The organism is Arthrobacter sp. Y3221159 (assembly GCF_059089885.1).
In genome coordinates, this window is the sequence record NZ_JBNHFC010000005.1 from 228,212 (window position 1) to 240,359 (window position 12,148).

General features: G+C 64.4%; 10 protein-coding genes and 2 pseudogenes. 8 read left to right on the forward strand and 4 right to left on the reverse strand.

From position 1 onward, the window contains the following. Positions 1-29 precede the first annotated feature (29 nt). From AC5RT3_RS07570 to AC5RT3_RS07600, 7 genes and pseudogenes are all read left to right on the forward strand, one after another. The gene (locus tag AC5RT3_RS07570) at positions 30-899 is read left to right on the forward strand and encodes a ribokinase (RefSeq protein ID WP_494123901.1); all 870 of its coding nucleotides are present in this window, start codon (positions 30-32) and stop codon (positions 897-899) included. Then, entirely contained in the window at positions 896-1,390 is a 495-nt protein-coding gene (locus AC5RT3_RS07575) for a GNAT family N-acetyltransferase (protein WP_494123902.1), read from the forward strand. The genes AC5RT3_RS07570 and AC5RT3_RS07575 overlap by 4 nt, the downstream gene beginning before the upstream one ends. A 774-nt stretch (positions 1,391-2,164) precedes the next feature. Further along, positions 2,165-2,551: an excalibur calcium-binding domain-containing protein gene (locus AC5RT3_RS07580; RefSeq protein ID WP_494123903.1), complete on the forward strand. Its 387-nt coding sequence runs from the start codon at positions 2,165-2,167 to the stop codon at positions 2,549-2,551. Positions 2,552-2,572: 21 nt separating this feature from the next. After that, on the forward strand, positions 2,573-3,187 hold the full coding sequence (locus tag AC5RT3_RS07585) for a sortase domain-containing protein (protein ID WP_494123904.1): 615 nt from the start codon (positions 2,573-2,575) through the stop codon (positions 3,185-3,187). Positions 3,188-3,392: 205 nt separating this feature from the next. Continuing rightward, positions 3,393-4,982, forward strand: a complete 1,590-nt coding sequence (locus AC5RT3_RS07590) for an alkaline phosphatase D family protein (protein WP_494123905.1) — start codon at positions 3,393-3,395, stop codon at positions 4,980-4,982. A 730-nt stretch (positions 4,983-5,712) separates the two neighbouring features. Beyond that, positions 5,713-6,687 carry a hypothetical protein gene (locus AC5RT3_RS07595; RefSeq protein WP_494052405.1) on the forward strand — a complete coding sequence of 325 codons (975 nt, stop codon included), beginning with the start codon at positions 5,713-5,715 and terminating at the stop codon, positions 6,685-6,687. An 839-nt stretch (positions 6,688-7,526) separates the two neighbouring features. After that, positions 7,527-7,658, forward strand: a pseudogene (locus AC5RT3_RS07600) (recombinase family protein); the annotation flags it as partial. Here the strand turns inward: AC5RT3_RS07600 and AC5RT3_RS07605 are convergent. The 4 genes and pseudogenes from AC5RT3_RS07605 to AC5RT3_RS07620 form a co-directional block, all read right to left on the reverse strand. Further along, positions 7,655-8,552, reverse strand: a pseudogene (locus tag AC5RT3_RS07605) (IS5 family transposase). The pseudogenes AC5RT3_RS07600 and AC5RT3_RS07605 overlap by 4 nt on opposite strands. Before the next feature lie 46 nt (positions 8,553-8,598). Then, positions 8,599-9,459 (reverse strand): metallophosphoesterase family protein, encoded by an 861-nt coding sequence (locus AC5RT3_RS07610; RefSeq protein WP_494123906.1) that lies wholly within the window; start codon positions 9,457-9,459, stop codon positions 8,599-8,601. A 391-nt stretch (positions 9,460-9,850) separates the two neighbouring features. Then, on the reverse strand, positions 9,851-10,177 hold the full coding sequence (locus AC5RT3_RS07615; RefSeq protein ID WP_494052408.1) for a type II toxin-antitoxin system PemK/MazF family toxin: 327 nt from the start codon (positions 10,175-10,177) through the stop codon (positions 9,851-9,853). Continuing rightward, positions 10,174-10,377, reverse strand: coding sequence for an antitoxin MazE-like protein (locus AC5RT3_RS07620; protein WP_494052409.1), 204 nt, complete (start codon positions 10,375-10,377; stop codon positions 10,174-10,176). Before AC5RT3_RS07620 ends, AC5RT3_RS07615 begins: the two co-directional genes overlap by 4 nt. A gap of 354 nt (positions 10,378-10,731) precedes the next feature. On the opposite strand from AC5RT3_RS07620, the gene AC5RT3_RS07625 reads away from it, so the two are divergent. Then, the coding region (locus AC5RT3_RS07625) for a S8 family serine peptidase (RefSeq protein ID WP_494123907.1) at positions 10,732-12,148 on the forward strand (1,417 nt) is incomplete at its 3' end.

Consider the following 12,148-nt stretch of genomic DNA (forward strand, 5'->3'; position numbering starts at 1 on the left):
TTCCGGCACCCCTCCGAAAGAGACTTTCCATGAGCAATCGACTTCCTGCCGTCACCGTGGTCGGCAGCATCAACCTGGACCTGATCGCCACCGCCGAGCGGCTTCCCACCGCCGGTGAGACCATCGGCGGCGGCGTGCTGTCCGAGCAGCCAGGCGGCAAGGGCGCCAACCAGGCGGCGGCCGTTGCGCGGCTCGGCGGGACAGCGCACATGGTCGGCGCGGTGGGCAAGGACGCGCAGGGCCAGCGGATGCTGGACGCCCTCGCGGGTGCCGGCGTCGACACCGCCGACGTGGCCGTCCTGCCCGAGGCGACCGGCACCGCGCTGATCGTGGTGGACCGCGAGGGCGAGAACCAGATTGTGGTGTGCCCGGGCGCCAACTCGCACCTCTCGTTGGACGGCGCGGAGTTCGGCCCGGACGAGACAGTGCTGTGCCAGTTGGAGGTGGGCCTGCCCGTGGTGCAGGAGGCGGCCCGCAAGGCGCAGGGTGTCTTTGTGCTGAACGCGGCACCGGCCATGGACCTGCCGGCGGAACTGCTGGAGCGCTGCGACCTGGTGATCGTCAACGAGAGCGAGTACGCCCTGATTCCCGCCCTCGCTGATGCGAAGCTCGTGGCGGTGACGTACGGCGGCGAGGGGTCCGCCATGTTCGAGCGCGGGCGCAAGGTTGCCGAGGCGCCGGCCGCCGCCGCGACCGTGGTGAACACCGTTGGTGCGGGCGACGCGTTCTGCGCCGCCCTGGTCCTGGCGCTCGGATCAGGGCTGGACTACGCCGCGGCGCTGTCCGTTGCCAACGCCGTGGGCGCCGATGCCGTGGGCGACCCGTCGTCCCAGCCGGCGTTGGCCCCGCTCGCTTCCTACATGGCGGGGGTTTCGCGGGCGGACGTGGCCGGACAATGACTCTGACGTTCCGGCCGGCCGCCCCGGCGGATTACGACGACGTCCGGCGGGTCACGCGGGACGCCTACCTTTCCGCCGGGCACTTGGCGGCCGACCACCCGTACATGGGTGTGCTCGAGGACGTGGAACACCGGGCCCAGCACGCCGAGGTCTGGGTGGCCGAGAGGTTCGAGTCGGTGGTTGCGGCGGTGACGCTGACGTTCGCCGGCCAGCCCTACAGCGAGATCGCGGTGGACGGCGAGCTGGAATTCCGGATGCTCGCCGTGGACCCCGCTCTCCAGGGCGGCGGTGTGGGCCGGGCCGTGGTCCGCCGGGTGATCGAGCACGCCCGGTCGCTGCCTGAGATCGGGGCGATCAGCATCACCAGCGCCACGTTCATGGAGCGCGCCCACGCCCTGTACGAGTCCCTGGGTTTCCGCCGGGCACCGGAGCGCGACTGGTACGTGCCGGGCGAGGACGTTCTGCTGTGGGTGTTCCGGCTGGAGTTCTAAGGCCTTGCGGTTTGAACCGGCCGGACCCGGATATCCGCCCCAAAACCGGGGTTCAGAAGATAAAATGGGCCATGGTTGTGCTCTTCTCAGCTATGGGGATCCTGCTTTGGATCGGCCTCCTTTTCGCCGCCTTCGTTTTCTTCGGAGTGATCTGGCTCTTCTGCCGGACCATGCTTTGGATAACCGGTCTCGTCAGCCCGGCGAGCCGCCCGCAGGCGATTGCCGGCCCGAACCGCAACGTCAGGCCCGCACCCAGGCCGGTTGCTCCCCTACGGAACGCGCCGCCGGCCCGCAGACCTCCGGCGCCAAAACCGCCGGCTCCTGAACTCACGCCGGATATCATGCCCAAGTGGAACGAGGCGCACCGGCGCTACGTGGACCGGGACCTGGCCGACTGGCAGGAGCAGTTCGACGCCCTGAACCGCCGCAGGCTGTAAGTGGAAAGCAGATGGACCCGCGGAGGCCAACACCATCCCACCACTGCTATTGGAAATGGGTTGCGAAAAACGTCTCTGCATGATTGGTGATGCCCGGCGGGCGAGCCGGGATGTAAAAAGCCTTTTACACAATCCATTATTTTTACGCAAATGCGACATTTTATTTCTCAGGCGAACTCCGTCATATTTGAACTTTAACTGCCCCCCATTGATATAACTTGCATGGCAGAAGCCAAATTGAAGCCAGTTTCAACAGGGCCGTGGGGGCGTCGTGTTTTTGCTTCCCCTTCGGACGTCATGAGCGGCTTTCCAAGTTATATAGATGATTGGGGATTCAATGAAGAAGAGCACATCAATCTTGGCAGTGGCGGCAGTGGTTGGTCTTTCAGCGCTGACAGCAACCCCGGCCAGTGCCACCGTTGGGGCATACCCGAACTGCAGTGCAGCGGCAGCAGTGGGCGTGTACAACATCCCGGCCGGCAGCCCGGGCTACGGCACGCACCTTGACAGTGACAGGGACGGCATCGGATGCGAGAACTCCGAGGCTGCCCAGGCTCCTGCGCAGGGCCAGGCCCAGGTAGCCAGGAAGCCTGTCGGCGCCGCTCCCACTGGCGTGCAGCAGGAGACCGAAAATGTCGCAGGGCTCCTGGCGCTCGGCGGTCTTGCAGCGGCTGCCGCCACTGGAACGGTGATCGTTCGCCGCCGGATGGCAAGCCAGGCATAGCGTTCGGGTTGACCGATACACATGACTAGGTCAACGGGTGACCGTCGCAGATGGCGCGTTGCGTCTGCGGCGGTCGCTTTGCTACTTCTTACTGGCTGTGCCTCCAGCAGCCCGACGCAGGCTGTCGGCGCGCTGGACACCATCACCACCACCGCACCTGCCTCTTCAGCGCCTGATGCGAAAGCGGCTTCCGTACCGGTATCTCTAGAGATTCCGTCCACCGGCACACAGTCCAAGTTGATCAGCTTGGGCCTCCGGGACGATGGATCTTTAGAGGTTCCGCCCGACGCGCCAGGAGCTCCGGCGGCCTGGTATAACGGTTCCCCAACACCCGGGGACGTCGGACCTGCTGTCCTTTACGGACATGTCAACGCCACTGATGGTGGCCCAGGTGTGTTTGCTGACCTGCGCAGCCTCGGCAGCGGTGACACCATCAAGGTCACCACGCAAAACGGTAAAACCGCCGTATTTGCATTTGACCGTGGTGAACAATACGTAAAAGCAGAATTTCCGACGGAAAAGGTTTACGGGAATACGGAGGGGCCTGAGCTACGGCTTATCACGTGCGACGGATACGACCCGAAAACGGGCGAATTCGACGACAACTACGTGGTCTACGCCAAGCTTATTTCATGAATAACCTTCTTTAGGTGTGCAGCAGGGCCCCGCCCGGCTGGGCCTGCTGTACACCCAAAAAGCAAGCAGCTTGAACGTTCGGTTTGGCCGTGGATTCCCGGCCGGAGCTCCATCGCAGAGCCCGGGCTGTCAGTCTTCTCAGCGTTCATTCCCGGTTCACGTCCTTCTCAGGACCTGTCCAACCGGCCTTCCTACGGTCGGAGGCATGGACAACATTTCCCGCAGATCCCTCATTTCCGCCGGCCTCGGGGCCAGCCTGGTCGCCGCCCTGCCAAGTGCCGCCGTCGCGGTTTCCACCGCTGACGACGCTGGTCTCCGCACCGACCCCTTCATGCTCGGCATCGCCTCGGGCGAGCCGTGGCCGGACGGCTTCGTGATCTGGACCCGCCTGGCGCTGGACCCGCTGGCCGAGGACGGCCTGGGCGGGATGCCGTCGCGGCAGGTCTCCGTCGCGTGGGAAGTGGCCGAAGACCGGAACATGCGCACTGTAGTAGCCCGCGGCGTCGAGCAGGCCCGGATTGAAACCGCGCACTCGGTCCACGTGGAGCTCAAGGGCCTCAAGCCCGGCCGGGAATACTTCTACCGATTCCGCAGCGGCCGCCACGTCAGCGAGGTGGGCCGCACCCTCACCAGCCCCGCGCTGCACGAGACGCCCGCCGCGCTGGCCATGGCTTTCGCCAGCTGCTCGCAGTACGAGCACGGCTACTTCACCGCCTACACCCGCCTGGCCGAGGACCACCCGGACCTGGTCCTGCACTTGGGCGACTACCTCTACGAGTACAAGAAGGACAGCTACGTGATCGGCGGCGGCAACCCGCGCGACCACCAGGGCCCCGAGACCGTCACGCTGGCCGGCTACCGGCAGCGGCACGCCCAGTACAAGTCCGACGCCGACCTGCAGGCCGCGCACGCCATCGCGCCGTGGCTGGTGGTCTGGGACGACCACGAGGTGGACAACAACTGGGCGGACGAGGTCCCCGAAAACACGGACGCCGGCCAGATGAACGACACCACCGAGCGTTTCCGCCAGCGCCGGGCGGCCGCGTTCCAGGCCTACTACGAGAACATGCCGCTGCGCGCCTCCTCCGTACCGGCCGGGTTCGACATGAAGATCTACCGCACCATCCAGTGGGGCCAGCTGGCCAACTTCCACATGATGGACACCCGCCAGTACCGCGACGACCAGCTCGCCGGGGACGGCTGGAAGAAGAACGTGGCGGAGCGCCTCGCCGAGGACCGCAGCATCACCGGCGCCGAGCAGGAAAAGTGGCTGCTGGACGGCTTCCGGAACTCCACCCAGCGCTGGGACATCCTGGGCCAGCAGGTGTTCTTCGCCGAACGGGACCGCAACGCCGCCCCCGAGATCGACGACGTCTCCATGGACGGCTGGGACGGGTACGCCGCCTCCCGCCGCCGCATCACCCAGGGCTGGATCGACGCGAACGTGCGCAACGCCGTCGTCCTCACTGGCGACGTGCACCGCAACTGGGCCTGCGACTTCAAGGTGGACTACAAGGACCCGGCCTCCCCCGTGGTCGGCTCGGAGCTGGTCTGCACCTCCATCACCTCAACCGGCAACGGCACCGGCTCCACCACGGACCCAGTCATGGCGTGGAACCCGCACCTGAAGTTCTTCAACGACAACCGCGGTTACGTGAACACCAAAATCACCAGGGACGCGATGACCGCCGACTTCCGCGTGCTGGACTACGTCACCACGCCGGGCGCGCCCGTTTCCACGAAGGCCTCCTTCAAGATCCAGGACGGCGTGCCCGGGCTGCAGTCGCGCGGCTGACCTTCCTCGGCCCCTTCCTCTGCCTGCGTGCTGGTGCGGGTGCTGCTCGGTGGATGTGCCGTGCCTTGATGCTCCGGCTTTCCACGTTGAGATCAGGCCCTGCGCGTACCTAAACCACCCTGCGACTGCAGACACACCTATGGACCGGGCACCACCTGCTGCTGTGAAGCAACGATCCGTTGTTTATAGCCAAGGGCTGCGCGCGGAAGAACGACGACCTGGGCCGGCAGTGTGGCGGACCATTTGTCGGCAGACACGCGTCAATTTGCTTGTGGTCGTTGTGCGTTTTGTTTGGGACCTTTCCTACCCGCGTGACGCGAGGGCGGGTACTCATTTATCACATCAAGTACTTGGTCACTGCCCAGGCCTATTACCGGTTTCTGTCCGGGTGCTACTCGAATATGGAATGGGGGCCACTATTCCATTGCCGCTGTTTACTCAGGTTGTTAGGGTCGCCAGATCCCGCGCGCGCGGGTCCATTCCTAAAAGAACAGAGCTCATCATGCGTTTGTCTACCATGGTGGCCGCGACAACGATCGGACTCGTCGTCGCATTGGCACCAACCAACCCGGCCTTCGCTGGCCCCGCAGAACGACAAGCCGCCTGCACTGCCTTGGGGGGGACCCTTAGCGGCACCGGCAGCAACCAGATCTGCACGGTCACGACCACTGTCGTGACTCCCAACGTTCCATCAGGAACTCCAACAACAACTTATAGCGAGGACCGGGCGGTGGGCGATCCTGTTACCGTCGACACCTCCGGGCCAGAGAGGCAGCCAAACCCCACCGTAACAACCGAAGAACGCAACGTCGGTGAAGAGACTGTTGTCCGGACCGAGCGCGCCGGCACCCCGGACGTCACCGAGGAAGAGCGCGATGCCGGCGACGCTGTCAGCGAGGACGTCATTGTTCCCGGCATCCCAACCACCACAACCCGGACCGAGGCGGGAGCGCCAACGAGCACTCAAACCCCGACGACCACAAACTGCCGAAGAGTGAATAACGATCGGTCGTCAAGGCCCGTGGAGAAGTGTGAGAGGGCTGTTCTCACCACTACGACTACCCCCACAACGATTGTCACAACAACGACCACCCCCCAGGAACGTGTCATCACGACAACACAACCGCGGGAAACGCTCGTTACCACGACAACCCCTTTCACCGAAGTCTTCACCGGTACCCAGCAGCGTGAAGTGTGCACCACTACGACCTACAAGACGGTGATCGCAACGGTGACGACCCAACAGACTGAGCGGACGGCGACCACCACACAGCCAACAACCACGAGCACGACCACGACGACAACCACGTACAACTTCCCCCGCGGCACCGATATCCCCACCCCCACCGGCACTCCGGTAGTCAGCACATCAACCGCCCCGGGAACGCCACTAGTAACTGAGGCAGTTGTTCCCGGTACTCCAATCGTGACCACAGGAACCCGTCCCGGTCCCGATGAATCGGACACCGAGTGCGCACCGACCACCCCAGTGGTCACGGTCACGGAAGGGGAAACAAGAGAAGAGGTAACGACGACGACCGTTCCCGCGGAACCGATTGTCACCGTGACCCGGGAGGACATCGAACCTGATGTCGTCGAAACCGAAGCCCCAGGAGCGCCCATGGTTACTACGGATGTCCGCAGCCAGGGCGGGACCTGCTACAACAACCCTTCAACAGCAGAGCAACGACGCAACCAATGCTGACCTCAGCCCGACACTAAATACCGGCGGCTGCCGTCTTCCACCAACGGAGGCGGCAGCTGCCACGACCGACCCGTAGTCCTCGCTAAGTGGCCCGCGGATACTCCGCACTCGAAAGCAATCAAACAAACTGAGACCGAGACCACTAGCTAGGCCTGCTGAGTAACCTCACCCTCCTGCAGGCCCTGCCCATGGGCTGAAGTCGCCTCCTCTTCCCTTGCTGCGTTCGTCATCATCCTTGCCACATCGACGGCAGCGTTTATAAACGCTTGCATCATCAGCATGCTCGACGTGCCATTAGTGCCGTATGTTCAACTTACACAGCAGGGCCTGGATCATGGCAGCCTCCGATTCGAATCGCAGCGCTCTGCACCTATAATGATGGGCCTTCGTGCTGTCTCTAGGGAACTGGCAATCTTTGGTTCACGAGCGACGGACGGATTCGATCTGGACTTTTCTGCATCCGGTTTCCCCGGCGCCAGATCGCCACGCAGACGACTCGGTTCTCCCGCCGGGTAATCCATTCCAGCGCCCGGAGTACCAGCCCAACTTCTGGCGCACACTCTTTGGCCAATGCCAAACAAGGTCGACACCATCGGGAACAGGGCAGCGGCTGTCAAAAGCTAGAGAACCTCGAAGGCCCCACCAAAACGACCGTTTCCGACCTGCCTTCGGCAAGCCTCCGAAAAAAATCGAAGAGGCACTCCTACCGTGTGACCGTCAGCGATAAATGGCGTCCTTTTAGCAGCGCTATTTGGCGCACGGCGCAGAACGAGAAAAGAAAGCCGGCAAACAGTGCACGTCTTCTTCTCTCGTTCCTGTCGTCTCTTCACCAACATCCACTCGCAATCGCCCAAAAGGCCCGCGCCAAGGGGCGCACCGCCGAGGAGGCAGCGCGTCTCGTTCGCTGGAGCCGCGCAACGCTCTACCGCCACCAACAAGCCCGTGCTGCAGGCCAGAGCACCACAACTTAGGGCGTGTCTCCTAAAGCTGTCAGCCAGATGCTGATGGCTCGGAGGACTGCTCCGCCGCGGTAGGTGAGGGCGAGTTTGTCGTAGCGGGTTGCCAGGGCTCGCCATTGCTTGAAGATGTTGAAGTTGCGTTCGACGACGTTCCGGCCTTTGTAGTCTTCCTTGTCGAAGGCTGGAGGGCGGCCGCCGGCGGATCCTCGTCGTTTTCGGTGGCCGATCTGATCGGATCGTTGCGGGATACAGCAATGATGCCGCGGTCCCGAAGGTGGGTCCGGATGGCCCGGGATGAGTATGCCTTGTCACCGGCGAACGCGGTCCGGACGGGTGCGTCGTCTGCCTGGACGGCAGCGAGCAATCTTCAACTGGTCCATCAGGTGGGTGAACATGGGTGCGTCCCCGCCTTGTCCTGGGGCAATGAGCAGCACCAGCGGTCTGCCTTTACCGTCGACCAGGGCGTGAATTTTGGTGCTTGATCCGCCGCGGGAGCGTCCGATTGCGTGGTCGTCGGGCTCAGCAAACAGATTCATGTAATTCGAGCTGGCCCCCTGTGGCGCGGGGAAGGTTGGTGCCATGCTGATGGGCACGGTTCACCGTGGAGTCGACCGAGATCGACCAGTCGACTTCACCGCAGGCATCCGCAGTTGTCAGCAGCGCCGCGAGGATGGTGTCCCAGGTGCCGTCACCGCTGTAGCGGCGGAGACGCTTCCAGATGGTCTGCCACGGGCCGAACCCCGCTGGCACGTCCCGCCAGGCGATTCCGCACCGGTACCGGTAGATGATGCCCTCGACCACACGGCGGTCGTCCCGGAAAGGACGACCCCGGCGGCCAACAGAGGACGGAAGCAGCGGCTGAACGCGGGCCCACTGCCCGTCGGTCAAAACAGAAGTACGAGACACCCATCAAGCATTCCGGCTACAGAGTCCGAAATTTAGGAGACACGCCCTAGTTGTCGTCCGGCTCCGGTGCCGGACGCGACCCTTCGTCCGTACTCTCCCCGGTTGTCGGGACGAAGTTCCAGTCGAAAGACCCGTCGGTCCGCAGCGTCAGCCGGAGGAACCCGTGGGTGTCGCTGAACCGTTTCTCAATGTACCGCGGGCTGCTGGTGAAGGGCCGGAGTTCGATGCCGCCCGTGGACACCTGGAACGCTGTGATCCCGTCGTCGTCACACCGGTCCCTGTTGTTCACGGCACAGGAACGCTCGTAGTTGTGCTGCGACCCGGACAGGGTCAGGCGGACCCGGTGCTTCCACATCACGTCGATCCAAGGCTTGTGGTCATCGGCCCGCTCATGCGCCTCCGTGTCCGACGTGAAGTACGGCTCGTGATGCACCACGGCCAGGTGCTTGCCATCCTCCTTGGCGGCAGCGAGGTCCCGGTCCAGCCACCTCGTCAGCGCCCGGGCCTCCCGGGGGTTGTACCGCCACTGCCCGGACGGCAGGAAGGCGAAGTGCCAGTTCCCGAATTCCTTCGAATACGCCTTCCCGTTCCCGATGAACCCCAGCTCCTGGTTGATCGCAGCCTTCGCGGTGGAGCCCGGGCACTGGCCGTTCATGAAGTTGTCCAGGTCCTCGTTCCGGCCCGGTTCCCAGTCATGGTTGGGGCCCGTCACCCAGTACAGCTTGCTCATCGTCCCACCCCAAAGGGGGGTCCAGAAATCCACCAGGTCTTCGCAGTAGGCGGTGTCGTACTGGAAGTCGCCGAGCCCCAGGAATGCGTCGATCTCGTTGTTCTCCACCAGTTCGGTGATCGCCGCGGCGTTCCGGCCTGAGGGACTCTCCGGGTCGATGTTCTCCTCGCCGTTCATGTCACCTACAGCAGCGATACGCACATCAACCGGTGCTGTAGTTGGCGGGGGCGGCTCTGGATCGCCGGTGCAGCCCGAAACGGTTATTGCCAGGACGGCTGCGAGGGCTGTGGCCGCACCCCGGAAGCATCTGCCACGAGGAAGTGCTGACCCCATCCAATAACCCTTCGACACCCGGACCACTTGCCGGCTACGCCGGCACTCTGATCCTCGTAAGCTCCGGACAGGCTGTCAAGCGTGGGCAAGAATGCGTGACTTTTGTGGCCAAAGCGTTGCTGAGCCTGAGAGGGCGCGGACCGGGTGGGTAGGCCCAGCGAAAAGTTACGCAAACGGGGCACGACGACGGCGGGAGGCCAGCGTCAGGAGCCGGCTCCCCGCCGTTTCGCTAAGGTCAGCGGGCCAGACCGAGAAAGACCGCGAGGGACTGCTCCACGGAAACCATGGTTTCTGAATCGATCCGGCCGATTCGCTGCCCGAGATTGGCGCGGCGGACTGTGGTGAGCTTGTCCACCCTGATCTGGCTGATGCGTTCCAGCCCCGTCAGCGGACTGGGGTTTACGGTCAATCGGAGCAGTGGGGCATCCGTCAGGAATGAGGTCAGCGGGAGGAGTGTCACCGACTCCGACGCGGTAAAAAGGTCGTCCTGGACGATGAGTGCCGGGCCCGGCTTCTGTGCATAAGTTCCGCCGGACACGGTCCACAGCTCACCACGGTTCACTCCGGCCAGGCTTCCGATATCTGTTCGATGAAGTCCTGGTCGTCGCCGGCGCGGTCTGACGCGGCGACCGCCCGCGCCTGGCGCTGCGCCTCGTGCTTGAACTCCTCCGTGCGCGCGTCAGGAACCCACATCTGTATCTGCCGGAAACCCCGCTCCCGCATGGCGATGCGGTGGCCGGCAACGCGATCCCTGGCGCTCATAAGCCAATGGTTGCATGTAACGCTGGAGGAAGGGCGGGGAAGAAGCAGTACCTGCGAGAGGGTGAGGGGGGAAAACCGCTGAAGGTCGGAGGGCCTCGGACTGAACGGCGGTAAAGCCAGCACTCCCGGGTAGTGCCCCGCGGGCCGGCCTTGTTAAGATTGCCGGGTTCGCAGTGTTGGTTTCTGGGGAGGGGCCTTGCGCTGCGGCACAGGCTCCGGGCTCAGCCGGAGCTGCTGGGGGGAATAGACAGAGGGCGTGGCCAGGGACAAGTTTTTCCTGGCCCGGCCGGGCACAGCCTGCGAAAGCATGCGCGCCTGTTCACCCCAGGACGCATCGGTTCTTAGGAGATCCCAATGTCATTCCCTCAGCGATTTGGAAGCTCTCGTGGCGCGGTGCTGGCGGCCGTTGCCGCGGTGGCGCTGGCAGCCCAGCCCGCCGCCGCATCCATCCCGACGGCGGAGAAACCTGTGGTGCCCCGGCCCGCAGAAAGCGGCTGGTACCTTGTCAGCTTCAGCAAAGGTACCGACGTCGCCCAGGAGGCCGCGTCCCTGCGATCCAATGGCGTCCAGGTCGGAAGGACCTTCTCCGCAGCGGTCCGGGGAGCCGCGGTGACAGCCACCAAAGCACAGGCAGCCGCCCTGGCCCGCTCGCCCCGCGTGACCGCCGTCGAACCGGATGAGCCGGTCCAGGTCTTCGATACCCAGCAATCGCCCCCGTGGGGCCTGGACAGGGTGGACCAAAGCATTCTTCCGCTCTCCGGCACCTTCACGCCTCCGTCCTCCGGGGCAGGCGTCAATGCGTACGTCATAGATTCCGGTGTCCTCGCCCAGCACCAGGAGTTCGGGGGCCGGGTGGCGGCAGGCTGGACTGCTGTTGAGGACGGCCGGGGCAGCAGCGACTGCAACGGCCACGGCACCCATGTTGCCGGAATTGTCGCCGGCCAGACCTACGGGGTTGCCAAGGCCGCAACCGTCGTGCCGGTCCGGGTTCTCGACTGCAACGGCAACGGCTACATGTCCGACATCGTGGCCGGCCTCGACTGGATCGTTGCCCACCACCCCGCCGGGTCTCCCGCGGTGGCCAACCTGAGCCTCGGCGGTCCCGCCAGCACCATGGTGGATGCCGCCGTCCAGGGAGTCATTTCCGACGGGATCACGGCTGTGGTGGCCGCCGGAAATTCCGCAGCGGACGCCTGCACCAGTTCCCCGGCGCGGGTGCCCGAAGCACTTACTGTCACAGCAAGCGATTCCTCCGACCGGCAGGCCACGTTCTCGAATCACGGCGGCTGCGTTGACCTGTATGCGCCCGGTGTTGGCATCACCTCTGCCATCCATTCATCCACCACCGCGGCGGCCACCGTGAGCGGGACTTCCATGGCAGCTCCCCACGCTGCCGGTGCTGCGGCCGTTATTCTGTCCAGGATTCCCGAAGCCACGCCGGCGGAGGTGACGGCCGAGCTCTCCTCCACAGCCACTCCCGGCGTCATCACCAATGCCTCGGCCGGTACTCCGAACCGCCTGCTCAACATCGGCCCGGTGCCTGCCCCGTTCCCGGCTGCAAGGGATTTCACGGGAGACGGGAAGTCGGATCTTCTGGCCCGTGACTCCGGCGGAACGCTGTGGACCTACCCGGGCACGGGAACCGGCCTGTTCGGCTGGCGCGTCGCAGTAGGTGACGGCTGGAACGTCATGACCGCCATCAGCGCCGCCGGGGACCTCACCAGCGACGGCTTGCCGGACCTCGTGGCCCGTGACTCCAACGGCACCCTCT